The 25,289-nt window shown below is 74.2% G+C and carries 18 protein-coding genes and 2 pseudogenes; 11 read left to right on the top strand and 9 right to left on the bottom strand.

Translation table 11 applies throughout. The annotated features are described in order from the left end of the window. Positions 1 to 42: 42 nt before the first annotated feature. Positions 43 to 2,322, bottom strand: coding sequence for a catalase (locus R4Z62_RS31685; protein ID WP_491521593.1), 2,280 nt, complete (start codon positions 2,320 to 2,322; stop codon positions 43 to 45). Between the two features lie 462 nt (positions 2,323 to 2,784). Between R4Z62_RS31685 and R4Z62_RS31680 the strand changes: the two genes are divergently transcribed. From R4Z62_RS31680 to R4Z62_RS31670, 3 genes are all read left to right on the top strand, one after another. Then, positions 2,785 to 3,249 carry a low molecular weight protein-tyrosine-phosphatase gene (locus R4Z62_RS31680; protein WP_491521592.1) on the top strand — a complete coding sequence of 155 codons (465 nt, stop codon included), beginning with the start codon at positions 2,785 to 2,787 and terminating at the stop codon, positions 3,247 to 3,249. Then, positions 3,246 to 4,136 carry a fructosamine kinase family protein gene (locus tag R4Z62_RS31675; RefSeq protein WP_491521591.1) on the top strand — a complete coding sequence of 297 codons (891 nt, stop codon included), beginning with the start codon at positions 3,246 to 3,248 and terminating at the stop codon, positions 4,134 to 4,136. The genes R4Z62_RS31680 and R4Z62_RS31675 overlap by 4 nt, the downstream gene beginning before the upstream one ends. A 199-nt stretch (positions 4,137 to 4,335) precedes the next feature. Continuing rightward, positions 4,336 to 5,844, top strand: a complete 1,509-nt coding sequence (locus R4Z62_RS31670) for an MFS transporter (RefSeq protein ID WP_491521590.1) — start codon at positions 4,336 to 4,338, stop codon at positions 5,842 to 5,844. Positions 5,845 to 5,914: 70 nt separating this feature from the next. On the opposite strand, the gene R4Z62_RS31665 is transcribed toward R4Z62_RS31670, so the two are convergent. Further along, entirely contained in the window at positions 5,915 to 7,342 is a 1,428-nt protein-coding gene (locus tag R4Z62_RS31665; protein ID WP_064536825.1) for an alkaline phosphatase family protein, read from the bottom strand. A gap of 448 nt (positions 7,343 to 7,790) precedes the next feature. Here R4Z62_RS31665 and R4Z62_RS31660 point away from each other — a divergent pair, with 448 nt between their 5' ends. The 3 genes from R4Z62_RS31660 to R4Z62_RS31650 all read left to right on the top strand — a co-directional run bounded on the left by R4Z62_RS31660 (position 7,791) and on the right by R4Z62_RS31650 (position 12,512). Then, complete coding sequence (locus tag R4Z62_RS31660; protein WP_064536824.1) at positions 7,791 to 8,483, top strand: GAF and ANTAR domain-containing protein; 693 nt, start codon at positions 7,791 to 7,793, stop codon at positions 8,481 to 8,483. 254 nt (positions 8,484 to 8,737) lie between these two features. After that, positions 8,738 to 11,500 (top strand): SpoIIE family protein phosphatase, encoded by a 2,763-nt coding sequence (locus R4Z62_RS31655; protein WP_064536823.1) that lies wholly within the window; start codon positions 8,738 to 8,740, stop codon positions 11,498 to 11,500. A gap of 166 nt (positions 11,501 to 11,666) precedes the next feature. Beyond that, positions 11,667 to 12,512, top strand: a complete 846-nt coding sequence (locus tag R4Z62_RS31650) for a chitosanase (protein ID WP_355478949.1) — start codon at positions 11,667 to 11,669, stop codon at positions 12,510 to 12,512. A gap of 42 nt (positions 12,513 to 12,554) precedes the next feature. Here the strand turns inward: R4Z62_RS31650 and R4Z62_RS31645 are convergent, their stop codons facing one another. After that, entirely contained in the window at positions 12,555 to 14,393 is a 1,839-nt protein-coding gene (locus R4Z62_RS31645) for a glycoside hydrolase family 15 protein (RefSeq protein WP_491521589.1), read from the bottom strand. A gap of 234 nt (positions 14,394 to 14,627) precedes the next feature. Here R4Z62_RS31645 and R4Z62_RS31640 point away from each other — a divergent pair, with 234 nt between their 5' ends. Beyond that, the gene (locus R4Z62_RS31640) at positions 14,628 to 14,852 is read left to right on the top strand and encodes a hypothetical protein (protein WP_064536820.1); all 225 of its coding nucleotides are present in this window, start codon (positions 14,628 to 14,630) and stop codon (positions 14,850 to 14,852) included. Between the two features lie 116 nt (positions 14,853 to 14,968). Continuing rightward, positions 14,969 to 15,277, top strand: a pseudogene (locus R4Z62_RS31635) (FAD-dependent oxidoreductase); the annotation flags it as partial. A gap of 68 nt (positions 15,278 to 15,345) precedes the next feature. On the opposite strand, the gene R4Z62_RS31630 reads toward R4Z62_RS31635, so the two are convergent. Beyond that, a complete protein-coding gene (locus R4Z62_RS31630) occupies positions 15,346 to 15,834 on the bottom strand; it encodes a DUF5709 domain-containing protein (RefSeq protein ID WP_173860928.1) in 489 nt (162 codons plus the stop codon). A gap of 99 nt (positions 15,835 to 15,933) precedes the next feature. Then, on the bottom strand, positions 15,934 to 17,094 hold the full coding sequence (nicT, locus tag R4Z62_RS31625; RefSeq protein ID WP_491521588.1) for a Nickel transporter NicT: 1,161 nt from the start codon (positions 17,092 to 17,094) through the stop codon (positions 15,934 to 15,936). A 319-nt stretch (positions 17,095 to 17,413) separates the two neighbouring features. On the opposite strand from nicT, the gene R4Z62_RS31620 reads away from it, so the two are divergent. Both R4Z62_RS31620 and R4Z62_RS31615 read left to right on the top strand, forming a co-directional pair. Then, complete coding sequence (locus tag R4Z62_RS31620; RefSeq protein ID WP_064536818.1) at positions 17,414 to 18,082, top strand: DedA family protein; 669 nt, start codon at positions 17,414 to 17,416, stop codon at positions 18,080 to 18,082. 43 nt (positions 18,083 to 18,125) lie between these two features. Then, a complete protein-coding gene (locus R4Z62_RS31615) occupies positions 18,126 to 18,860 on the top strand; it encodes a phosphatase PAP2 family protein (protein WP_491521587.1) in 735 nt (244 codons plus the stop codon). Positions 18,861 to 18,911: 51 nt separating this feature from the next. Here R4Z62_RS31615 and R4Z62_RS31610 read toward each other — a convergent pair. After that, a pseudogene (locus tag R4Z62_RS31610) lies at positions 18,912 to 19,875 on the bottom strand (lysylphosphatidylglycerol synthase transmembrane domain-containing protein). Continuing rightward, positions 19,872 to 21,368 carry a hypothetical protein gene (locus R4Z62_RS31605; RefSeq protein ID WP_491521586.1) on the bottom strand — a complete coding sequence of 499 codons (1,497 nt, stop codon included), beginning with the start codon at positions 21,366 to 21,368 and terminating at the stop codon, positions 19,872 to 19,874. The pseudogene R4Z62_RS31610 and the gene R4Z62_RS31605 overlap by 4 nt, the downstream one beginning before the upstream one ends. A gap of 259 nt (positions 21,369 to 21,627) precedes the next feature. Here R4Z62_RS31605 and R4Z62_RS31600 point away from each other — a divergent pair, with 259 nt between their 5' ends. Then, complete coding sequence (locus R4Z62_RS31600) at positions 21,628 to 22,011, top strand: BlaI/MecI/CopY family transcriptional regulator (protein ID WP_064536814.1); 384 nt, start codon at positions 21,628 to 21,630, stop codon at positions 22,009 to 22,011. A 52-nt stretch (positions 22,012 to 22,063) separates the two neighbouring features. Here the strand turns inward: R4Z62_RS31600 and R4Z62_RS31595 are convergent, their stop codons facing one another. Together R4Z62_RS31595 and R4Z62_RS31590 are read right to left on the bottom strand one after the other, a co-directional pair. Next, complete coding sequence (locus R4Z62_RS31595; RefSeq protein ID WP_491521585.1) at positions 22,064 to 24,406, bottom strand: glycoside hydrolase family 65 protein; 2,343 nt, start codon at positions 24,404 to 24,406, stop codon at positions 22,064 to 22,066. Further along, positions 24,403 to 25,170 carry an HAD family hydrolase gene (locus tag R4Z62_RS31590; protein WP_355478959.1) on the bottom strand — a complete coding sequence of 256 codons (768 nt, stop codon included), beginning with the start codon at positions 25,168 to 25,170 and terminating at the stop codon, positions 24,403 to 24,405. The genes R4Z62_RS31595 and R4Z62_RS31590 overlap by 4 nt, the downstream gene beginning before the upstream one ends. Between the last annotated feature and the right edge of the window lie 119 nt (positions 25,171 to 25,289).

Genomic DNA, 25,289 nt, shown 5'->3' with positions numbered 1-25,289 from the left:
AACGAACGGACACGGGCACCGGCACGGGCGGGGTGGCGGCGGTCAGGCGTCCGCCGGGAACCGTTCCCAGACGCGGTGCGCGCCCAGCAGGCGGGTGATCTGCTCCAGGGCGGCCGTCCCGCTGTCGACGAGCACCACACCGGGCGCGTCGGTGGGCACGCCCGCCGCCTGGAGCGCGGCCTCGGCGCCCTTCCAGGCGCCGATCGCCTTGCCGTGCCGGAACGCCTCGGACAGCAGCAGCCCGACGCGCGGGTCGTGGGCCGCCTGCTGCGCGGAGGGCAGCGGGGACTTGGCGTCCCGGGCTCCGTAGGCGTCGGCGCCCACGCCCGGGACCCCGGCGACCAGCAGCGCGTCGAACTCCACGGACCGCGCGTTGGCGTAGGTCCGCTGCGCCGCCAGCGGGTCGGCGCCGTCACCCAGGGTGCCGCCGGTCGGCGCCACGACCAGGGGCACCATCCCGGCGGTCAGCACGGCCTCGCGTACGGCCCGTACGCCCTCCAGGTCGCCGTCCGGACCGGCGACGATCCCGATGACCCGGCCCTCCGTGGGCCAGGTCTGCCCGACCTGGGACAGCGCGGGGCTGGGCTGTAGGTCGGCCAGCGGCACCGTGGGCTCCGGCGCGGGCAGACCGAGCCCGGCGGCGACCTGCGCGCACAGCTCGGGGTCGATGTTGGCCAGCACCTGCAGGCCCCGCTCCTGGATGGCCTGCTCGTAGCACTTGCTCAGCTCGAAGGTGTACGCGCCGATGATGTGCTCGCGCTCCACCGGGCTCATGGACAGCCAGAACCGGCGGGGCTGGCTGAAGTGGTCCGAGAAGGACTCAGGCGCCTCGCGGACCTTCCTCCCCTCGGGGACGCGCACGGGCACCTCGATGTACGCTCCCGTGTCCGCGCCCGCGGTGAACGGGCAGCCGCCGTCGAGGGAGTTGGGCCGGTAGGGGGCGACGCCCCGGTGCACGGCGGTCTGGTGGAAGCCGTCGCGCAGCATGTCGTTGACCGGGGCGTGCGTGCGGTTGATCGGGATCTGCCCGAAGTTGGGGCCGCCGAGACGGGTGATCTGGGTGTCCAGGTAGGAGAACAGCCGCCCGGCGAGCAGCGGGTCGTCGGTGACGTCGATGCCGGGGACGAGGTGGCCGACGTGGAAGGCGACCTGCTCGGTCTCGGCGAAGTAGTTCGACGGGTTGCGGTCCAGGACCAGCCGCCCGACCCGCTGCACGGGGGCCATCTCCTCGGGGACGATGTTCGTGGGGTCCAGCAGGTCGATGCCCTCGAAGGTCTGGTCGGGGGTGTCGGGGAAGGTCTGGATGCCCAGCTCCCATTCGGGGTACGCGCCCGCCTCGATGGCGTCGGCGAGGTCACGGCGGTGGAAGTCGGGGTCGACGCCGTTGGCGATCTGCGCCTCCTCCCAGACCAGGGAGTGCACGCCCAGCTTGGGCTTCCAGTGGAACTTCACCAGCGTCGTCTCGCCGCTCGCGTTGACCAGCCGGAAGGTGTGGACGCCGAAGCCCTCCATCATCCGGAAGGAGCGCGGGATGCCCCGGTCCGACATGTTCCACAGGGTGTGGTGGGCCGCTTCGGTGTGCAGGGTGACGAAGTCCCAGAAGGTGTCGTGGGCGCTCTGCGCCTGCGGGATCTCCCGGTCGGGCTGCGGCTTGCCGGCGTGGATGACGTCGGGGAACTTGATGGCGTCCTGGATGAAGAACACCGGGATGTTGTTGCCGACCAGGTCGAAGACGCCCTCGCTGGTGTAGAACTTGGTCGCGAAGCCGCGGGTGTCGCGCACCGTGTCGGAGGAGCCGCGCGAGCCCAGCACCGTGGAGAAGCGGACGAAGACCGGTGTCTCGACGTCCTCGGCGAGGAACGCGGCCTTGGTCACCGAGGCCGCCGTGCCGTAGCTCTGGAAGACGCCGTGCGCCGCGGCGCCGCGGGCGTGGACCACGCGCTCGGGGATGCGCTCGTGGTCGAAGTGCATGACCTTCTCGCGCAGATGGTGGTCCTGGATCAGCACCGGTCCGCGCGGGCCCGCCTTGAGCGAGTGGTCGGTGTCGTACAGCCGGGCGCCCTGGGCGGTGGTCAGATAGCTCCCGCTCTGCGCCATGCGCGCCTGCTCGGCGCCGGTCGGCTGGCCCGTGGGCGAGACGGTCTCGGGCCCGGTCTGGTCGGGCTTGGCCGGCAGCGGCTCCCTCGGCTGCGTCGGTTCCTCCAGGGAGGGCGACTCGGCGCCCGGCTTGCCCGGGATGCCGTCCTGCGGACCGTCGCCGTCGCCCTGGAGCGCGTCGGCGACCTTCCGGGCTGCCTGCTTGATGGGGTTGGCCTCGCTCATGCGTACCGTTCCTCCACTCCTGGCCGTCACCACGGTGCGTGCGCGGCCCGCGTACTCTCCGATTGCCGGTCGCCCCGACGGGGCCGCCGTACCCGGCTGCTCGCGCCGGTCCTGCCGTTCGGTCCGAGAGATTCAGACAAAACACCCTTAACGGGCATCGGCCCTGTCAATCTCTCACGGCCCGTAGTGCGCCGCACGGGGCCCGCCCCGACGGGGTGAACCTCCCGTTCCCCCGGGGCGCCGCCACCGTGCCCGCCGCCTTCCCGGCCCCCGTCGCGCTCCCGCCGCCATGACCGGCTGCCCCACCCGCGTACCCGGACACGGCGGATCGAGCCCTGCGGAAATCGGCCCGGCCGGGCGGGGTGGCCGAACGGGCGGCCGGGCCCGCCGCTCCCGCCCGTACGGCACGCCCCGCAGCTCCCGCCCGTACGGCGCGCGCCGCCGGTTCCGTACGCTGGTGCCGTGCACATCTGTTTCGTCTGCAGCGGGAACATCTGCCGGTCGCCGTCCGCCGCCCTGGTGTTCGCCGAGCATCTGCGCCGGGCGGGCCTCGCCGACGCGGTGCGGGTCACCAGCGCCGGCATCGGCCCCTGGCACGCCGGTGAGGCCATCGACGAGCGGGCCGGGCAGTCGCTGGCCCGGCACGGCTATCCGGTCGAACACGTGGCCGCGCAGGTAGGTGCCGAGCATCTGGACGCCGATCTGTTCCTGGCCATGGACCGCGGCCACGAGAAGGCGCTGCGCCGCCTCGTGGCCGATCCGTCCCGCGTGCGCCTGCTGCGCACGTTCGACCCGGACGCGACCGGCGATCTCGACATCCCCGACCCCTACTACGGCGGTCCGGAGGGCTTCGAGGAGGTTCTCGCCATGATCGAGTCGGCGGTGCCCGGCCTGCTCGCCTGGACACGGGAGCGCCTGACGCCATGACGGCCCGCCCGGCCGGCGACTCCGGCCCCGGACCCGATGCCGCCGGGGCTGCCGCCGCCGCGGCCCGGCTGACCGGGCGCGGGGCCACCGTGCGGCGCAGGCTGTCCGCCGCGCTCACCGAAGTGGCGCTGGACGACGGCCGGGTGGTGATGGCCAAACACGACGAGCACCCCGGCGCGGTGCGCGCCGAGGCGGCCGGGCTGCGCTGGCTGGCCGCCGCCGGCACCGTGCGGACCCCGGCGGTGCACGGCCATGACACGCGGTGGCTGGTGACCGACCGGGTCGCGCCGGGGCGGCCGGACGCCCGGGGCGCGCACCGGTTCGGCCGCGACCTCGCCGCGCTGCACGCGGCGGGCGCGCCCGCGTTCGGGGCGCCGCCGCCCGGCGGCCCCGAGGAGGCGCGGATCGGGCGCGCTCCGCTGCGCAACACGCCCGGCGCCGACTGGCCGCGCTGGTACGCCGAGCACCGGGTGCTGCCCTATCTGCGCCGGGCCGTCGACACGGGCGCCGTGCGCCCGGCCGGGGCGGCGGTCGTCGAGGACGTCATGGAGCGGCTGCCCGAGCTGGCGGGGCCCGCCGAACCTCCGGCGCGGCTGCACGGCGACCTGTGGAACGGCAACGTGCTGTGGGACCCCGAGGGCCGGGTCCGGCTGATCGACCCGGCCGCGCACGGCGGCCACCGCGAGACCGACCTCGCGATGCTGCGGCTGTTCGGCTGCCCGCACCTGGACCGGGTGCTGGCGGGCTACCAGGAGGTGGCGCCCCTCGCGGACGGCTGGTCCGCACGCGTCGGGATCCATCAGCTCTTCCCGCTGCTGGTGCACGCGGTGCTGTTCGGCGGCGGATACGGCGAGCAGGCCGTCGCCGCGGCCCGGACCGCCGGCTGACGGCACCGCGCCGCCGGCCGCCGCGGTGGCGCGAGGCGAGGGCGCGGGGCCGGACGGCCGCCGCTTCCCGGTCGCGGCGCCCCGGTGGCCGATACCGCCGACGTGGCGAATCTCGCTTGCGGACCCCGGCCCGTTTGCCGTCGCCACGGGTGAGCAGGCGGTCTCCTGGATGTCAGTGCGCCGGCAGGAAGGAGCCCCCATGGCGGGCAACGCAGAGGATTCCCGGGAGAGCGAGGCCGATCAGGGCGCCCGCAGGCGGCACCGCACGCTGTTCCGCGCCGCGGAACGCCGCAGGAATCCCCCGCTGCGCCGGACCGACATCACCGTCACCGACGAGCACGCGGTACGGCGCGCGGTGAAGGCCGCCTCGCTGGGCAATGCCATGGAGTGGTTCGACTTCGGCATCTACAGCTATCTCGCGGTCACGATCGGCCATGTGTTCTTCCCGTCCGGGAACGCCACGGTCGAGCTGCTGTCGTCGTTCGCGACCTTCGCCGTGTCCTTCCTGGTGCGGCCGCTGGGCGGCATGGTGTTCGGACCGCTGGGCGACAGGATCGGCCGGAAATCGGTCCTCGCCATGACGATGATCATGATGGCCATCGGGACGTTCGCGATCGGTCTGATCCCGTCGTACGGCACGATCGGCTTCTGGGCCCCGACCCTGCTGATCTTCTTCCGGCTGGTGCAGGGCTTCTCCACGGGCGGCGAGTACGGCGGCGCCTCCACGTTCATCGCGGAGTACGCGCCCGACCGGCGCCGGGGCTTCTTCGGCAGCTTCCTGGAGCTGGGCACGCTGGCGGGCTATGTCGGCGCCGCCGGTCTTGTGACGGTGCTGACCACGGTCCTCGGCAGCGGCGGGATGGAGTCGTGGGGCTGGCGCGTGCCGTTCCTGGTGGCTGGGCCGATCGGGATGGTCGGTCTGTACCTGCGGCTGCGGCTGGACGAGACGCCCGCCTTCCAGAAGCTGGAGGACGCCTCCCTGCACCGGGCCTCGGAGGCGGCGTCCGCGGTGGAGACGACCGCGAAGGGCGACCTGGCGAAGATCTTCCGCCAGTACTGGCCCTCCCTGCTGCTGTGCGTCTGCCTGGTCGGCGCCTACAACATCACCGACTACATGCTCCTGTCGTACATGCCGACCTATCTGTCGGACGAGATGGGCTACTCCGAGACGAACGGCCTGCTGATCCTCATCGGCACCATGGTGGTGCTGATGCTGCTGATCAACCAGGTGGGCCGGCTGTCCGACCGGATCGGCCGCAAGCCCGTGCTGATGGCCGGCATGCTCGGCTACCTCGTGCTGTCGCTGCCCGCGTTCCTGCTGGTCGGGCAGGGCAGCCCGGTGGCCCTGGCCGGCGGCATGCTGATGCTCGGACTGTCCCTGGTGTGCATGCTGGGCACGATGTCGGCGGCGCTGCCCGCCCTGTTCCCGACCGAGGTGCGCTACGGCTCCCTGTCCATCGGCTACAACGTCGCCACCTCGCTCTTCGGCGGCACCACCCCGCTGGTGATCACCGCGCTGATCTCGGTCGCCGGCAGCGAGCTGATGCCCGCGTACTACGCCATGGCCGCGGCCCTGGTCGGCGTGGTCGCCGTGGCCTGCATGAAGGAGACGGCCCGCCGCCCGCTGGCCGGCTCCCCGCCCTCCGTGGCGACCCCCGAGGAGGCGGCGGAGATGGTGGAGAGCCAGGCACCGGTGCCCAGGTTCTGACGTCCCCTCCCCCGAGGACCGGCGGGCCGCGGTCCCGGACCCGTCGGCGGACGGGCCCGGGACCCGCCGCTCACAGGTGCGGCCGGTGTCCCCGCTCCTGGCGGGGGAAGGTCTGGTCGGCGCCGGGCAGCGTCGGCTTCGGCAGCGTCGCCACCTCCTCCTTCGCCTTCTCCAGCTGCTCCGCCGTGTCGTGCGGCAGCCGGGGCGGGCGCGGGCGGCTGTGGGAGAAGCGGAAGGGCGAGGTGAAGTCGCCGAAGGTCTCCCGCCGCCAGTCGGTGATGTTGGGCTCCTCGACACCGGTGAAGCGCTCCAGGAACTGGAGGGCCGAGGTGTGGTCGAATGCCTCCGTGGCGACCCAGCCGCCCACCGTCCAGGGCGAGACGACGATGGCCGGGACACGGAAGCCGCCGCCGATGGGCAGGCCCTTGATGAACTCGCCGGGGGTGCCCGCGGGCGGCGTCGGCGGGGGCACGTGGTCGAACAGGCCGTCGTTCTCGTCGTAGTTGAGGATGAACGCGGTCTTGCGCCACACCTTCGGGTTGGCGGCGATCGCCTCGATCTTGGAGGCGACGAAGTCCGCCCCGGCGGCCGGCAGGTAGTCCGGGTGCTCGGACTGGTGGCTGGTCGGCATGATCCAGGAGACGGCGGGCAGCCGGTCGTTGCGGGCGTCGTCCTCGAAGGTGCCCTCGGGCTGCGGGCGCACCCCGCGCTCGTACAGCTCGGAGCCCGGCCGGGCGTTCTTGAAGGCGGCGAACTGCTCCAGCAGGTTGCAGCCGTAGTCGTCGTCCTGCTGGTACACCTTCCAGCTGACCCCGGCCGCCTGGAGGCGCTCCGCGTACGTCGTCCAGCGGTACGGCGTCGGCGCGGTGTTGTTGGTGATCGGGCCGCCGTGGGTGCCGTCGGGGTCGATGGACCCGGTCATCCACATCAGCCGGTTCGGCCAGGTCGGGCCGAACACCGAGCAGAAGTAGTTGTCGCAGACGGTGAAGGTCTCGGCGAGCGCGAACTGGAACGGGATGTCCTCGCGCGTGTAGTAGCCCATCACATAGGGGCCGTTGACGCCGTCGGCCTTGCGGTGCGCGGGCAGCCAGCGGTCCATCTTCCCGTTGTTCCACGCCTCGTGCTGCACCGACCAGGCGTGGCTCGTGGAGGGGATGGCCTGGGCGCTCGACGTGTGCGTGTCCAGGTGGAAGGGCAGGAGGTAGCCGCGGGGGTTCTCGGTGTCCGGCTGGTAGAAGACCGAACGCCCGGTGCCGAGCTTGAGCGCGTGCGGGTCGGCGAAGCCGCGGACGCCCTTGAGCGTGCCGAAGTAGTGGTCGAACGACCGGTTCTCCTGCATCAGCAGGACGACGTGCTCGATGTCGCGCAGCGAGCTGTGCCGGGGCGGCTCGGCGGCCACGGCCTTCTGGACGCTCGGCGGGAGGAGGGAGAGCGCCGCCGCGCCGCCCAGTGCGCCGGCGGCCGAGCCCAGGAGTCTACGGCGTGTCAACTCGGACATCTGTGCTCCTTCTTGAACGGGTGAAGCTCTCACGATGTCGCGGTCCGGCGGGGGGGCGTCCGGACCGCCGACCACTTTCTGCCCATCGCGGCGCGGGGAATCAGGGGCCGCGGGTGAACAAGTGGCCAACGTGTGGAAAGGGGTTGGCCAACCCATGACCGAACGCACCGGCACGACACCAGGACTTGGCCCGCCCGTTGCGATGGTGCGGGTGTCGTGCGGATCTTCCCGTACGGCGTACCCGCGAGGGCGCGCACGCGCGGCCGTCGCCGCCCCGGCCGCCGGACCACCGCGCTCCGGCGGACCGGGCCGCCCCGCCGGAGCACCGGCATGCCATGATCGCGTTACGCGGTGCGACGGCGGCCGAGGGGTACGCTGCGGATGCCGGGGTCCGGGGCGGCATCCCCGGCAGCGGTGCACGCGGCCGGGAGAAGGGTGGTGCGCAGGGATGGACTGGCGTGTCTTCGCCGAACAGATGGCCGAGCTCGCCCGGCGTCTGCTGGCCCAGGAGTCCACCGGGGCGACGCTCGAGGAGATCGCCTCGGCGGCGGTCGAACTCATCGACGGGTGTGACGCCGCCGGGATCCTCGCCGTGCGCAAGGGCCGCGCGGTGAGCCTGGCCGTCACCGAGGGCATGGTCGAGGAGTCCGACCGGCTCCAGGGCGAGCTGGGCGAGGGCCCCTGCTTCGACGCCGCCCGCCGGGTCAACGGCGACCGGGTCTTCCGCATCACCGACCTGTCCCAGCCGCAGCCGGACTGGCCGCGCTACGCGCCGGCCGCCCGTGAGCTCGGCATCGGCAGCATGATGGGCTTCCTGCTGTACACCGACGACGAGGACTTCGGGGCGCTGGACTGCTACTCCCGCCGCCCCGGCGCGTTCACCCCGGAGAGCGAGACCGCCGGCTGGCTGCTGGCCTCGCACGCCGCCGTCGCCCTGTCCGGTGCCCGGACCGTCGACCAGCTCGAACACGCGCTGGAGACCCGGCACGCCATCGGCGAGGCCATGGGCATACTGCGCGAGCGCCACCGGCTCAGCGAGGACGACGCCTTCGCGGTGCTGCGCCGCATCTCCCAGCACCACAACGTCAAGCTCCGCGACGTCGCCCAGAACATCCGCGACGAGAAGCCCCGCCGCTCCTGACCCGGCGGCCCGCCGCGGGCGCGGCCGCGGCCGTGCTCATGCCCGCGGCCGCGGGGCCACCCGGACGGCCGTACCGGTCCGTCGGCGCCGCCGCGCCCGGCTCCCCCGGCCCGCGGGCGCTCCGGCCGCCGCGCCGGACCCACGGGCCGCGCGGCACCGGCGGGATCAGCGGGTCGCGCGCGCCGCGCGGGCGGGCCCGGGGCGCGGGTGTGCCGGGCCTCGCCTGGCGGGGCCCGGCAGTGTAGACATGGCACATGGTCCGACTCCCGGGTCGAACCGGTACCCGGTCGACCCGCCGCCCCGGCGGCCGGCGCGTCCAGCCGGCGCCCGGCCCCGCCCGTCGCGCGCGTGAGCGCGCGGCGCGCAGCCGGGCCGCGGGCGGCCGGCCCACGCGGCTGTGGGCGGCGCTGCGCGGGCGCAGTGTGGCCCGGCAGGTGTTCGTGCTCCAGGTCGTCGTGGTGCTGCTGCTGGTGGTGGCCGCGGTGGTCGCGCTGGTGCTCCAGGTGCGCCGGGACAGCACCGGCGAGGCGCGCAGCCGCTCGCTGGCGGTCGCCGAGGCGTTCGCCAACGCGCCGGGCACCGCCGCCGCGCTCGCCGCCCCGGACCCGACGGCCGTGCTGCAGCCCCGCGCCGAGGCCACCCGCAAGGCCGCGCACGTCGACTTCGTCGTCGTGACGGACGCCGCCGGGATCCGCTACACCCACCCCGAGCCGAACCGGATCGGCAAGAAGTTCGTCGGCACCATCGAACCCGCGCTGCACGGCCGGACGGTCGTGGAGGAGATCAACGGCACCATCGGGCGGCTGGTGCAGGCCGTGGTGCCGCTCAGGGCGCCGGACGGCAGGGTGGTGGGCGTGGTGGCCTCCGGCATCACCACGCGGAACGCGGGCGGTCTCGCCGACCGCCAGCTGCCCGTCGTGCTGGGCGCGGCCGCCGCCGCGCTCGCCCTGGCCACGGCCGGGACGGCGCTGGTCAGCAGGCGGTTGCTGCGGCAGACCCACGGGCTGGGGCCGGGCGAGATGACCCGGATGTACGACCACCACGACGCGGTGCTGCACGCGGTGCGCGAGGGCGTGATCATCGTCGGCGACGATGGCGAACTGCTCCTCGCCAACGACGAGGCGCACCGCCTGCTCGATCTGCCCGCCGACGCCGAGGGGCGCCGGGTGCTCGATCTGGGGCTCGATCCGGAGACGGCGGCGCTGCTGGCGTCCGGGCGGATCGCCACCGACGAGGTGCGCCTGGTCGGCGACCGGCTGCTGGCGGTCAACCAGCGGCCCACCGACCTGGACGGCGGACCCTCGGGCAGTGTGGCCACCCTGCGCGACTCCACGGAGCTGCGCGCCCTGTCCGGCCGCGCGGAGGAGGCCCGCGAGCGGCTCAGCCTGCTCTACGACGCCGGGCTGGGGGTCGGCACCACCCTGGACGTGACCCGGACCGCCGAGGAGCTGGTGCGGGTGGCGGTGCCGCGCTTCGCCGACTTCGTCACGGTGGACCTCTACGACGCCGTACTGCGCGGCGAGGAACCGGATCCGGGCGCCGGGCTGCGCCGGGCTGCGGCCGGCGGGATCCGCGCTCAGACGCCGCTGTACCCGGTGGGCACGCAGATCCGGTTCGTGGCGTCCTCGCCGCAGGCGGACAGCCTCCGTACGCGCAGGCCGGTCCTCGAACCCCGTCTGGAGGCCGCGCCGGGCTGGCTGGCGCAGGACGAGGAGCGGGCCGCGCGGGTGATGCGGTACGGCATCCACTCGCTGATCACCGTGCCGGTGCGGGCGGGTGCCGTGGTGCTGGGTCTGGTGGACTTCTGGCGCTCGGAGAAGGAGGAGCCGTTCGACGCGGAGGAACTGGCCCTGGCCGAGGAGCTGGTGGCGCGGGCCGCGGTCTCCATCGACAACGCCCGCCGGTACACGCGCGAGCACGGCATGGCGGTCACCCTCCAGCGCAGTCTGCTGCCGCGCAGCCTGCCCGAGCAGGGCGCGCTGGACGTCGCCTACCGCTATCTGCCCGCGCAGGCGGGGGTGGGCGGTGACTGGTTCGACGTGCTGCCGCTGTCCGGGGCGCGGGTGGCGCTCGTCGTGGGGGACGTGGTCGGGCACGGGCTGCACGCGGCGGCCACGATGGGCCGGCTGCGTACCGCGGTGCACAACTTCTCCGCCCTGGACCTGCCGCCGGACGAACTGCTCGGGCTGCTGGACGAGATGGTCGACCGGATCGACCAGGACGAGGCCGCGGACGGCACCGGCGCGCCGGTGATCGGCGCGACCTGCCTGTACGCGATCTACGATCCGGTCTCCCGGCGCTGTGTGATGGCGCGCGCCGGGCATCCGCCGCCCGCGGTGATCGCCCCGGACGGCGAGGTGGTGTTCGCCGAGGTGCCGGCCGGTCCCCCGCTGGGCCTGGGCGGGCTGCCGTTCGAGACGGCCGAGCTGGAACTCGCCGAGGGCAGCAGGCTGGTGCTGTACACGGACGGGCTCGTGGAGGACCGGGAGCGGGACATCGACGCCGGTCTGGAGGAGCTGCGCGCCGCGCTGGCCTCGGCGGGCGGGTCGCCGGAGGAGACGTGCCGCGCCGTGCTGGACTCGCGGCTGCCGTTCCGGCCCGGGGACGACATCGCGCTGCTGGTGGCGCGGACCCGGGCGCTGGACGCCGACCGGGTCGCCGAGTGGGAGGTGCCCGCGGATCCGGCGGCGGTGGCGGACGTGCGGGCCGCGGTGAGCCGGCGGCTGGCCCGGTGGGGTCTGGACGAGGCGGCCTTCACGACGGAGCTGATCCTCAGCGAGCTGGTCACCAACGCGATCCGGTACGGCAGCGCGCCCATCCGGGTGCGGGTGCTGCGGGACACCGCGCTGATCTGCGAGGTCTTCGACAGCAGCAACACCTCGCCGCATCTGCGCTACGCGGCCTCCACCGACGAGGGCGGCCGGGGACTGTTCCTGGTGGCGCAGGTCGCGGACCGCTGGGGCACGCGCTACACGTCCACCGGGAAGGTCATCTGGGCGGAGCAGTCCCTGCTCTGAGGCGGCCGGCTCGTCGCTCGTCTCGGCCACCTCCCGGTCTTTCTCATAGGTTCCTACGAATTTCCCGCGTGACGGGTGCCGGGCCCTGACGGCCTCTGATAGGAAACCTTCCTACCAGTTGGCGTCCGGTCCAACTGCCCTCCCCCCACTCACCCTTGGAGCCCCCGTGGTGCACGCGAACCCTGATTCGGCCACACCGGCCGGCGCCTCCCGGCGTACCGTCCTCGCTCTCCTCGGCGCCTCGCTGGCCGCCGTCCCGCTGCTCGGTGCCGTCCCGCAGGCGACGGCGGCCCCGGCCGCGGCGCCGGGCCTCGACGACCCGGCGAAGAAGGAGATCGCCATGAAGCTGGTGTCGAGCGCGGAGAACTCCTCGCTCGACTGGAAGGCCCAGTACACCTACATCGAGGACATCGACGACGGCCGCGGCTACACCGCCGGCATCATCGGCTTCTGCTCCGGGACCGGCGACATGCTCGACCTGGTGCAGCTCTACACCGACCGCAAACCGGGCAACGTGCTGGCGAAGTACCTGCCCGCGCTGCGCAAGGTCAACGGCAGCGACTCGCACTCCGGCCTGGGCTCGGCGTTCGTCTCGGCCTGGCACACCGCGGCCAAGGACAGCGCCTTCCAGCAGGCCCAGAACGACGAGCGGGACCGGGTGTACTTCAACCCGGCGGTCTCCCAGGGCAAGAGCGACGGGCTGCGCGCGCTCGGCCAGTTCGCCTACTACGACGCCATCGTCATGCACGGCGACGGCGACGACTCCACCAGCTTCCGCAACATCCGCAAGCGGGCGCTGCGCAGCGCCAAGCCGCCGGCGCAGGGCGGCGACGAGACGGCGTACCTGAACGCGTTCCTCGACGCGCGGGTGTGGGCCATGAAGCAGGAGGAGGCGCACAGCGACACCAGCAGGGTCGACACCGCGCAGCGGGTGTTCCTGCGCAAGGGCAACCTCGACCTGAAGCCGCCGCTGGACTGGAAGGTGTACGGCGACTCGTACCACATCGGCTGAGGCCGGCGGCCGGCCCCGGTGCCCGCCGCGCGGGCACCGGGGTCAGCCGAGGGCGCGGTCCAGGTTGTAGGCGGCGCTGATCAGGGACAGGTGGGTGAAGGCCTGTGGGAAGTTGCCCTGCTGTTCGCCGGTGCGGCCGATCTCCTCGGCGAACAGGCCCAGGTGGTTGGCGTAGGTGAGCATCTTCTCGAAGGCGAGGCGCGCCTCGTCCAGGCGGCCCGCGCGGGTCAGCGCCTCCACGTACCAGAAGGAGCAGATCGAGAAGGTGCCCTCCTCGCCGCGCAGTCCGTCGGGGCTGGTGCGCGGGTCGTAGCGGTAGACGAGCGAGTCGGAGACCAGGTCCTCGGTGAGCGCGTCGAGGGTGGACAGCCACTTGGGGTCGGTGGGCGCGATGAACTTGGCCAGCGGCATCATCAGCACGGCGGCGTCCAGCACGTCGCCGCCCTCGTACTGGACGAACGCCCCGCGCCGCTCGGACCAGCCGCGGTCCATGATCCGGCGGTAGACGGCGTCCCGGCCGCGCTGCCAGCGCGGCAGGTCGGCGGGCAGGCCGCGGCGGTTGGCCAGCCGGACGGCGCGTTCGACGGCCACCCAGCACATCAGGCGCGAGTAGAGGAAGTTCCGGCGCCCGCCGCGGGTCTCCCAGACGCCCTCGTCGGGCTGGTCCCAGTGGTCGCACACCCAGTCGACCAGTGCGCACACGTCGTCCCACTGGGCGCTGGAGATCGGCTCGGCCCATTTGTCGTAGAGGTAGATGGAGTCGATCAGGGCGCCGTAGATGTCGAGCTGGAGCTGGCCGGCGGCGGCGTTGCCGACCCGGACCGGGGCGGAGCCCTGGTGGCCCTCCAGATGGGTCAGTTCGCGCTCGGGCAGATCGGTGCGGCCGTCGATGCCGTACATGATCTGGAGCGGGCCCGTGGCGCGGCCGTCGCCGGGGCTGATGTGGCGGGTCAGGAAGCGCATGAAGGCGGCGGCCTCGCCGGTGAAGCCGAGGCGCAGCAGGGCGTAGACGGCGAACGCGGCGTCGCGCACCCAGACGTAGCGGTAGTCCCAGTTGCGCTCGCCGCCGATCCGCTCGGGCAGGCTGGTGGTGGGCGCGGCGACGATGGCGCCGCTCGGCGCGTAGGTGAGGAGCTTCAGGGTGAGCGCGGAGCGGTGCACCATCTCCCGCCAGCGGCCCCGGTAGCGGGACTGCGCGATCCAGCGCCGCCAGTAGGCGACGGTGGCGGCGAACTGCTCGTCGGCCTCGGCGCGGGCGCAGCGGCGCGGGGCGACCTCGCCGCCCACCTGGTCCAGGGCGAAGACCGCGGACTCGCCCTCGGTGAGTTTGAAGTCGGCCCGTACGTCCGGTCCCTCGGTCTCCAGCGGCGCGGTCGCCGTCAGGGCGAGGGCGGAGTGCGCGGACTCGAACAGCGCCAGGTGGCCCTGGACGCGCACGGTGTGCGGGTCGGCGCCGTAGCCGAAGCGCGGCGCGACGCGCGCGCGGAACCGCACGGTGCCGCGCACGCACACCGTGCGCCGGATCAGGCGGTGCCGTTCGGCCTCGCCGTCGTCGCCGCACACCGGCATGAAGTCCTGCACCTCGCCGACGCCGTCCTCGGTGAAGAAGCGGGTGATCAGCACGTTCGTGTCGGGGAAGTAGAACTGCTTGGTGCGGGCGGCCTCGTCGGCCGCGGCGAGTTCGAAGCAGCCGCCCTTCTCGGCGTCCAGCACGGCGGCGAAGACGCTCGGGGAGTCGAAGGAGGGGCAGCAGTACCAGTCGATGGTGCCGTCGGTGCCGACCAGGGCGACCGTGCGCAGGTCGCCGATCAGGCCGTGGTCGGCGATCGGCACGTACCGCCGCGTGCCCGGCGCGGATGACGGGCTGGGTGTGTCGGCCATCGCTGGGCCTCCCTGTCCGGTCCCCGGCCGCGGGCCGCCGCTGCGGCGGCCCGCGTGGTCGTTCCAGCTTACGGAGCGCGGGGCCGGGCGGCGGCCGGGGAAGCCGGCCACGGGTCCGGCGGCCCTTCCGGATGCAGGGTGCGGCGCGGCGGGCAATCGTAGGAGGAGGTCCCGGTCCCTGGGCGCGGGCGGCGCGGCACGGGGCGGGGACCCGGCCGGACCCGAGGAGGACACATGTCGACGTCACAGCCCGAAGCATCCCGTTCGCCCGAAGCGTCCCGCCCCCCAGGGGAGCGCTGCACGCCGGACGCCGTGCTCCACGCCCGTACCGGTACCGAGGTCTCGCCCGAGGACGTCGTGCTGGCCGCGGGCCGCGACATCACCCCGCGCAACCTGGAGTGGGCCAAGCGCAGGATCGAGACGGACGGCCCGGCCGCCCTGGACAAGCTGCTGCCCTGAGCCGGGCGGCCGGCGGGCGGACGACGGGACCGGAGCCTCGCGCTCCGGTCCCACCGCTGTCCGCCGGGCCTCCCGCCGGCCTTCCCGCCGCGTCGGCGCGCCGACGGACCCCGCACGTGCCTGACTACGACATGCTCGTCATCGGATCCGGACCGGGCGGCCAGAAGGCCGCCGTCGCCGCGGCCCGAACTGGGCCGCCGGGTCGCCGTCGCCGGCCGGCCCGACATGGTCGGCGGGGTGTCCATCCAACACCGGTCCATCCGTCCAAGACGCTGCGCGAGGCGGCGCCGTACCTGACCGGCCTCACCCAGCGCGACCTGTACGGGCAGAGCTACCGGCTCAAGGAGGACATCACCGTCGCCGACCCGACCGCGCGCACCCGGCACGTGGTCGGCCCGCGCGAGGTGGACGTGGTGGCCGGACAGCGTGGCGTTCGACGGCCGCACCGTCATGGATTCGACCGGCTCGGGGACTGAGCGCGGGCCTGGTCCGCTCAGGGCCCGGTGTCCTCGTCGGGGAGGGCGCCGTCGTCCTCGACGATGTGCACGGCGGCCTCCTCCGCACCGGCGGCGCCCCCGTCGACGCCGGCGTCGGCGGCGACCTCCTCCTTGGTGGTGTCGGCGTGCGCGCCCTCGTCGGGGGCGACCAGGCGCCCGGCGCGCGCGCCGCCCGCCTGCGGGTCGACCGGTTCGCCCGTGCCGCCGGGCAGGTCACCGACGCCGTCGCCGGCCGGTTCGTCCGCGTCGGGGCGCTCCTGGGCGAGCCGCTGGTCGAGGCTCTCGCCCTCGTGCTGCTCGGCGGCGGTCGTGCCGTACTTGTCGACGCCGAGCGGCTTCTCCGGCGGCGAGTAGCCCTCGTCGAGCAGGTCGTCGTAGGTCCGCTCGCCGACCGCGTCCTCCAGGTCCAGCGGCGCGGCGTCCTCCTGCTCCTCGTTCGTGCCGGTGGGCTGGTAGGCGTCGTCGGCCATCGGATCGGTGCTCACGGGTGTCCTCCCTGGTGGCGGCTCGCGGTCGCGCTGTCGTGATCCGCGTTTCCCGCTGCGCCGACTCCAATCACCCCGGCCCGCTCCGGGTGCCCGGCCTCACTCGGCCGGGGAGTCGGCGGGGGCGGCCAGGTCCGCCGTCCACTTCTCCTCGATCCGGCCGACCTTCCAGATGACCAGGGCGAGCACCCAGGTGACGAAGAACAGACCGACGACGACGAAGCCGATGACGTTGAGGTCCAGACCGCCGACCCAGTCCCAGAAGGCGCCGTGCAGATCGAGTTTGTCGGCGAGCAGGCCCAGCAGTTCGACCGTGCCGATGATCAGGGCGACGGCCACGGACAGACCGGTGATGGTGAGGTTGTAGTAGACCTTGCGGACCGGCTTGGAGAACGCCCAGCCGTAGGCGAAGTTCATGAACGAGCCGTCGATCGTGTCCAGCAGCGACATGCCGGCCGCGAACAGCACGGGCAGGCACAGGATCGCGTACCAGGGCAGCCCGGAGGCGGCGCCGGAGCCCGCGAGCACCAGCAGGGCGATCTCGGTGGCCGTGTCGAAGCCGAGGCCGAAGAGCAGGCCCAGCGGGTACATCTGCCACGGCTTGGTGATCGACTTCATGAACCGGCCGAGGATGCGGTTCATCAGGCCCCGGCTGCCGAGCTGCTCCTCCAGGGCGGCCTCGTCGAAGTGGCCCGAGCGCATCTCGCGGAACACCTTCCAGATGCCGGCCAGGATGACCAGGTTGACGGCGGCGATGACGTACAGGAAGGCGCCCGAGACCGTCGTGCCGATCAGGCCGGTGATGTCGTGCAGCCGGGAGTCGTCGTCCTGCACGGGTCCGGCCAGCGCCCGGACGCCCAGGGAGAGCAGGAAGGCCAGGCCGAAGACGACGCTGGAGTGGCCGAGCGAGAACCAGAAGCCGACGGAGAGCGGGCGCTGCCCCTCGTGCATCAGCTTGCGGGTGGTGTTGTCGATGGCGGCGATGTGGTCGGCGTCGAAGGCGTGCCGCATGCCCAGGGTGTAGGCGGTCACGCCGATGCCGATGCCGAACGACTTGGTGCCCAGGCTGTAGTGCTCCGGCGCCACGATCCAGACGAGCGTGAACCAGCCGATCACATGCAGGGCGAGCACGAAGGCGGCCATCCCGCCGACCCTGGTCCACTCCTGCCGCGTCATCGAGGTGCGGACGCGGTGCCAGAGCGGGCCTTTCGGCCCGGTCGTGGCGGGGAGGGGCGGAGCGGAACCAGGGGCGGCCGTCATGGGAGAGGTGTTCCTTCGGATGGGGTCGTGCGGGCGGACCCGGGCCGGGGCCGCCTTCTGCCATCGTCACCCACCTGCGCACGATGTGCAGTAAAGGCAGCCACCGTTCTTGACCATGGGACGGGAAAGTCCAGGTGGGGAGCGGTCCGGCACGACCGGCGCCATGCCTTCACCCGTCCGGCCGATCGGGGGGCCGCACACGACGGACGATATCGTCTACAGTGACGTAGACGGTCTACTGGCCTGTAGTCGGTCGCCCTGTAGTCGGTCGCCATCGGCCACCGTCACGCGTCACCCGGACGAAATGAGCCCCGCGCCGATGAACCCCTCCCCGCTCCTGTCGTCACCGCTCGCCGTGAACGTGCTCGACGCCCAGTCGCTGCTGGCCGCCTTCGGTGTGCTGGGCGTCGGTGTCGTGATGTTCGCCGAGACCGGACTGCTGATCGGCTTCTTCCTGCCCGGCGACTCGCTGCTGTTCACCGCGGGCCTGCTGTGCACGGGCACGGCGGACCGGGGCGTACGGCTGTCCCTCCTGCCGCTGCTGCTCACCGCGGCGGCGGGGGCGCTCGCCGGGTCCCAGTGCGGGTTCGTGCTGGGCCGCAGGGCCGGGGGCGCGCTGCTGGCGCGCAGCCGCTCGCGGCGCCTGCACGAGGGCGCGCGGCGCGCCGAGGAACTGCTCGGCCGGTACGGGCACGCCAAGGCGATCGTGCTGGCCCGCTTCGTGCCGGTGGTGCGCACCGTGCTCAATCCGATGGCGGGCGCCCTGGGCGTGCCGGTCCGCACGTTCACGGTGTGGCAGGTGGCCGGCGGCCTGGTGTGGAGCGTCGGTCTCACCCTCGCGGGGTACGCGCTCGGCTCGTCCGTGCCGAACGTCGACCGGTATCTGCTGCCGGTGATCGCGCTGATCGTGGCGGTCTCGCTGATCCCGCTCGCCGCCGAGGTGGTGCGCTCCCGGCGCGCGGCGAAGACCGAGGAGGCGGGCGGATGACACCGGTCCCTGACACCGCGTCCGCGTCCGTGCCCGCGCTCCCGTGAGGCGCCGGGACGCCGCCGATCTGGCGGGCAGCGCCGCGGTCGGCGCCTGGGCCGCGTTCACCGTCCTCGCCCTGGTGGTGGCCGGCGGGCACGGCGCACCGCTGCGGATCGACGAGACACTGCTGTCCTGGTCGGTCGGCCACCGGCCCGCGACGGCGGTGGCCGCGGCCCGGGGCGTGACCGCCACCGGGACGGGCGTCGTCCCCTACCTGCTGGTCGTCGTGGCCGGTGCGGTCGCCGGACGGACGGCGCGGCGGCGCGCGGTCGCCGCGCTGCTGGGCCCGGTCTGTCTGGCCACGGGGCAGCTGGCGCGCCGGGGCGTGATGGAACTGGTCGCCCGCCCGCGCCCGCCGCGCCCCGACTGGGCGACGCACGCCTCGGGCTGGGCCTTCCCCTCGGGGCACACCACCACGTCGGCGCTGACCGCCGCGCTGCTGGTGCTCGCGGTGCTGCTGCGCGCTCCGCGCGGCCGTACGGCGCTGTGCGCGGCGGTGGGCTGCTGGGCCGTCCTGGTGGGGGTGAGCCGGGTGTATCTCGGGGTGCACTGGGGCACCGACGTGGCCGGGGGCTGGCTGTTCGCGGCCGGCTGGTCCGGGGCGTGCCTGTGCGCGGCGCTGCGGTGGCTGCCCGCCCGCTGCGTCGCGGCGTTCACCGCGCGCGGGCCGGCGTCGGCGGACGAGCCGGAGCCGCCGCGGACGCCCGACGGGCTCGGGCGCTCGCACGCGCGCTGAGGCGCGGGCGGCGCCCGGCGCGTACCCGGGGCGGGCCGGGGTGCGGGCCGCTCACACCGCCCGGCGGCGGATCAGTGCACCGAGGACCAGCAGTCCGGGGATCAGGGGCAGCCAGACCGTCAGGAGGCGGTAGCCGAGGACGGCGGAGGCCGCCGCGGTGCCGGGCGCGCCCGCGGAGGTCAGCGCGAAGGCGAGCGCCGCGTCCAGCGAGCCGAGGCCGCCGGGGGTGGGCAGCAGGGCGGCGGCGCTGCTCGCGGCGAGGTAGAGGAGCGCCACCCGCAGCGGGGACAGGGGCAGTCCGACGGCCTGGACGACGGCGATCACCACCAGCGCGTGCGCCGCGGCGAAGGCGAACGAGCCGCCCCACAGGGCGGCGGCCCGGTGCGGCCGGGCGTGCACGGCCCGGATGTCCGCCCCCACCGCGCCGGCCGCGCGCCTCCACCGGGAGCGCAGCGGGCCGCACAGCAGCAGCGTCACCAGCGCCACCACGGCCCCGGCCGCGGCCAGCGCGGTGACCGGGACCTCCGGCAGGCGCAGTACGCCCGGACAGAGCGCGGCGAGCACGGCGATCAGGACGCCCCTGGCCAGCGCCCCGGCCGCGGCCTTGACGGCGAGGGCGCCCGCCGAGCGCCCCGCGGGCAGCCCGCAGCGCATCAGGAACCGCAGGTTGACCGCGCCCGCGCCCAGTCCGGCGGGCAGCACGTGGTTGGCGGCCGAGGCGGCGAACTGCGCGGCCAGCAGCCGCCCGCGCGGCAGCCGTTCGGCGACGGCGCCCTGCTGGGCGAGGGCCGCGCAGACCCAGGTGGCCAGGGGCGGCGGTGGCGCCCAGCAGCCAGCCCCGGTCGGCGACGGCGAGCCGGTCGGCGCCGGAGGCGACCACCGGCCAGTGCCGCTGCCCGAGGTAGGCGGCGCACAGCAGGACCGCGAGCAGGGCCGCGGTGTGCCACCGGGTGCGGCGCCGGGGCGCGGGGGCGGGCGGGGCGGGAGCGGCGGGAGTGAGCAGCGGGGAGGTCATGTGCCGGGACCCTTCTGCGCCGTCGGCGCGACGTACGCGAGCACGTCGCCGAGTCGGTGGGCGGGCCAGCCGCGGGCGTACCCGGGCGGCTCGCCGCCCGGGGGGACGAGCGCGGCGACCGGGGTGTGCCGCGCGGTCTCCTCGATGGCGGCGGAGGTGGAGTTGGCGTTGTGGCCGCCGGTCGCGGCGGAGCCGCAGCCGGTGTGGAAGGCGAGGGGGATGGCCTCCTCGCCCGTGAGCAGGCAGGGCGGGCGCACGCCCAGGGCGTGCAGCGCGTCGGCGGTGCGGTCCCAGGCGCGGCGGTCGGCCGCGGTGCGCTCGGCGGTGCGGTCCAGGACGGTGTACTGGGCCCCGAGATGCACGGCGAGTGCCAGCGCGGTGAGGCTCAGGGCCAGCGGCCGCCAGGCGCCCGCCGGGGTGGTGACGCGGTGGACGATGCCGTCGGCGACGGGGACGGCGAGCAGGGCGTAGGCGGGCAGCAGGAAGCGGGGCGCGGCGTAGCCGATGAGGAACAGATAGGGGAAGGCGGCCGTGGCGGCGCAGGCCAGCGCGACCAGGGTGGGCGTGGTGCGCCGGGCGCGGCGGGCGGCGAGCAGGCCCAGCAGGGCGAGCGCCGGCAGGGCGTACCACCAGGCGGTGACCAGCGGGCCGGGCAGGTCTCCGGTGCACGGGCGGCACAGGGTGCGCCCGCCCAGGCTGCGCAGTTGGTCGGTCACGGCGAAGTGCCAGCCGAGGTCGCCCTGGATGGCGGAGGCGTCCGCGAGCCGCCGCAGCGGGCCGCCGTAGCCGGCGTAGGACTCGGCGATCCACTCGGCGCCGCCCGCGGCCGTCCCGGCGAGGAGCGCGGACAGCGCTCGCCAGTGGCGTCCGGCCAGGGCGAGCAGCACCAGCGGGAGGGCCGCCCAGACGGCGTCCATGGGACGCATCAGCGCCATCAGGACGCCGCCGGCCGCCAGGCCCCACAGCGCCGCCCGGTCGTGCCGGTCGGCGCGGGCCCGCAGCAGGCAGCCCGCGCAGCCGAGCGCGCCGACGGCGACCCAGTAGTTGGGCATGGCCTGGGGGCCGTAGAAGAGGGTCACCCACAGGGAGGCGAACAGGGCGCCCGCGAGGGCCAGGACACGGGCCGGGAAGTGGTGGCGCCACACCCGCAGCGCCAGGTAGAGGGCGAGGCCCGACAGCAGCGCGAGGTAGCAGCGCAGCAGCACGGTGGAGGACGACCAGGCGGCGACGGGGGCGACCAGCAGCGGGACGCCGCGGGCGCGCGGGGCGCTGAAGAAGGCGGCCGGGGCGTGCGGGCTGACCTGGCTGACATAGACGACCTCGTCCCAGCCGAGGCCCGTCGCGGGGCCGACCAGGAGGAGCTGGGCCAGGACGAAGGCGGCGGCCACCCCGGCGAGCAGCGGATCGCCGCGGCGGCGATCCGCCCGGCCGCTGCCGGGGCTCGGCGCGGTGCGCCGGGGCCCGGCGAGAACGGCATGCGTGTGGTCGGCCATTTCCACCCCTCGTCCCTACGCACTGTAGGGTCTTCCGCTCCTCAGTGTGCGCGACCGTGCGCGGGAGCCGGCAAGACGCCGGGGAACCCCCGGGAAAACGTCGCGGAAGAATCCGCGAACCCGTCGGCGGGCTCGGCGCGGCGCGGGCTCCCCTCGTACGGTCGCTCGTGGACAGGGAAAAGCTAACCCGTGCCGGGCCCCGCGCCGGGCGGGACACCGCCGGACATCGAGCACCCCTACGCGCTGTAAGGTTGAGGGCATGGCTGGTAGAGGGCCTCATGGCAGGACGGAACGGCGCAGCCCGGGTGAGCTGGAGGGCGAGGTCCTCGCCGCGCTGTGGTCCACGGAACTCCCGTTGACACCGGCCGAGATCCAGGTGGAGATCGCCGGGGACCTGGCCTACAACACCGTGCACACCATCCTGAAGCGGCTCTACGACAAGGGCCTGGTGCTGCGGGAGGTCGACGGGCGCCGCGGCGCCTACCGGCCCGCGAAGGACGCCGCCGAGCTGACCGCCCAGGCCATGCACGAGGCCCTGGACCGCGGTCCCGACCCGGTCGCGGCGCTGCGGCAGTTCGTGACCGGTCTGAGCCCCGACCGGGAGCGGGCCCTGCGCGAACTGCTCGCCGCCCGGCCCGCGTAGGACCGGCGCGCGCCCGGTCGTACGCGGACCGGGCGTCCCGCGCGCGCCCGGGTCAGCGGGCTCCCGGGCTGCGGTGCGGGGGCTGCTCCGGGGCCGGCAGGTGCCGGGGCGGCGGGACCGTGCGGACCGCGGGCGCGTCCGGGCGCAGCGGTACGTCCTCGCCGTGGTGGCAGACCGTCAGGGCGGGGCCCGACAGCAGGGTGTACGTGGCGTTCTGCTGGGTGATCTCCACGCGCAGCAGGCTGCCGCGGAACTGGAGCGTGAAGGCCAGCCGGCTGAACTTCTCCGGCAGCCGCGGGGAGAACTGGAGGGTTTCGCCCTTCCTGCGGGTGCCGCCGAAGCCGGTCACCAGCGCCATCCAGGTCCCGGCCAGCGAGGCGATGTGCAGCCCGTCGCGGGTGTTGTGCTCCAGGTCCGCCAGGTCCATCAGGGCCGCCTCGGCGGCGTAGTCGTAGGCGAGCCGCAGATGGCCGGCCTGCGCGGCGATGACCGCCTGGACGCACGCGGACAGCGAGGAGTCCCGCACGGTCAGCGGTTCGTAGTAGGCGAAGTTGCGGGCGATGTGCTCGTCGTCGAACTCGGCGCCGCAGGTGTACATCGCCAGCACCAGGTCGGCCTGCTTGACCACCTGCTTGCGGTACAGGTCGAAGTAGGGGAAGTGCAGCATCAGCGGGTACTGGTCGGCGCGGGTGCCGGCGAAGTCCCAGCGCTGGTAGCGGGTGAAGCCCGCGCTCTGCTCGTGCACCCGCAGTTCGGCGTTGTACGGGATGTTCATGGCCTCGGCGGCGTCCCGCCAGGCCGCGCTCTCCTCGTCGTCGGCGCCGAGGAGTTCGGCCTCCTTGGGGTGGCGTTCGACCGCGTCGGCGGCGGCCAGCAGGTTCGCCCGCGCCATCAGGTTGGTGTACGTGTTGTCGTCGGCGACGGCGCTGTACTCGTCGGGGCCCGTGACGCCGTCGATGTGGAAGGTGCCGCGGTGGTCGTGGTGGCCCAGCGAGCGCCACAGCCGGGCGGTCTCCACCAGGAGTTCGAGCCCGGTGTCGCGTTCGAAGTCCTCGTCGCCGGTCCCCGCGACGTAGCGCACCACGGCGTGCGCGATGTCGGCGTTGACGTGGAAGGCGGCGGTCCCGGCGGGCCAGTACGCGGATCCCTCCTGGCCCTCGATGGTGCGCCAGGGGAACGCGGCGCCGCCGAGACCGAGCTGGGCCGCGCGTTCGCGGGCCGCGGGCAGGGTGCTGTGCCGCCAGCGCAGCGCCTCGGCCACGGCGTCGGGCGAGGTGTAGGTGAGCACCGGCAGCACGAACATCTCGGTGTCCCAGAAGGCGTGCCCGTCGTAGCCGGAGCCGGTCAGCCCCTTGGCCGGGATGGCGCGCTCCTCGGCGCGGGCCCCGGCCTGGAGCACATGGAACAGGGCGAACCTGACGGCCTGCTGGATCTCCTCGTCGCCGTCCACCTCGACGTCGGCGCGCGCCCAGAAGTCGTCGAGGTAGGCGCACTGCTCGGCGACCAGGCCCGACCAGCCGCCGTGCGCGGCGGCGGCCAGGGCGGCGTCGACCTGGTCGCTCATGGCGGGCAGCGAGCGGGTGCCGGACCAGCCGTGCGCGACGAGCTTCTCCACCCGCAGCGTCTGCCCCGCCTCCAGGACGGCGGCGACCGTCAGCCGGGCCAGGTCGGGGTGGCTCTCGCTGCTGGTGGCGGTGCGTTCGGGGCCGGAGACGACGTGGTCGGCGGCGACGGCCACCCGCAGTCCGCTGCGCCGGGTGCGGTGCACCAGCCGCAGCCGGTGGCCGGAGGCGAAGTCCTCCTCCGGTTCCAGCGGGGCCTGGAGCGCCATCGCCGCGCGCGGGTCGCCGTCGGCCTGCGGCAGTTGCTCGTTGGCGACCAGTTCGGACTGGATGACCACCCGGGCCTGGCAGTCGACCGGCTCCACCTCGTAGGCGACGGCGCCGATGGAGCGCTGGGTCAGGGAGATCATGCGGGTGGCGCGCACCCGGACCTTGGTGCCGGCCGGGGAGATCCACTCGCAGGTCCGCTCCATCACCCCGCGCCGCAGGTCGAGGACGCGCTCGTGGGAGAGGAGCCGGCCGTAGCGCAGGTCGAACGGCTCGTCGTCGACGAGCAGCCGCAGCACCTTGCCGTTGGTGACGTTGATGACGGTCTGGCCGGACTCGGGGTAGCCGTAGCCGGCCTCCGCGTAGGGCAGCGGGTGCACCTCGTACACGCCGTTGAGGTAGGAGCCGGGCAGGCCGTGCGGTTCGCCCTCGTCGAGGTTGCCGCGCCAGCCGACGTGGCCGTTGGAGAGCGCGAAGACCGACTCGCTCTGGGCGAGGACGTCCAGGCTCAGTTCGGTCTCGCGCACGGACCAGGGTTCGACGGCGTACGAGCGGTGGGTGATCACGCGGCGCCTCCCTTCGCGGCGGGGCCGGCGGGCCCGGTGAGGAGTTCGGCGAGGTCGTCCACGACTACGTCGGCACCGTGCGCGTACAGGGCGTCGCGCTGGCCGACGCGGTCGACGCCGACGACGTACCCGAAGCTGCCGGAGCGGCCCGCGTCCATCCCGGCCAGGGCGTCCTCGAAGACGGTGGCCCGTGCGGCGTCGACGCCCAGGTCGCGGGCGGCGGCGAGGAAGGTGTCCGGGTGCGGTTTGCCGGGCAGCGCGCGCTCGCGGGCGACCACCCCGTCGATGCGTACGTCGAACAGGTGCTCGGCGTGGATGGAGCGCAGCACGTCGACGGTGTTGGCGCTGGAGGAGACGATCGCGGTCTTCAGGCCCGCGGCCCGGACGGCGTCGATGTAGCGCAGCGTGCCGTCGTAGGGCTGGACGCCCTCGGTGCGGATCTTCTCCAGGACGAGGGCGTTCTTGCGGTTGCCGAGCCCGTTGACCGTCTGCGCGTCCGGCGGGTCGTCGGGGGTGCCCTCCGGCAGTTCGATGCCGCGGGAGGCGAGGAAGGTGCGCACCCCGTCGGCGCGGGGCCGTCCGTCCACGTACTCGTCGTAGTCGGCGACCGCGTCGAAGGGCCGCTGGTCGCCGCCCCGCTCGCGCAGGAACGCGTCGAACGCCTCCTTCCAGGCGGCCGCGTGCACCACGGCCGTCCTGGTGACGACCCCGTCGAGGTCGAAGAGGCAGGCCAGGATCTCATCGGGCAGTCCGAGCTGTGTCATACAGGCACCCTTCCCCGCGACGCGGTGTCGACGGAGTGTCGCATGCCACATCAGACGGACTTCATCCCTTCCTCGGGGTCACTTTCCGGCCTTCGGGCGCCCGCCGCCCGCCGGGGAGC

Source organism: Streptomyces sp. PL-25 (genome assembly GCF_058344915.1).
This window is presented reverse-complemented; position numbering and strand designations above follow the sequence as displayed.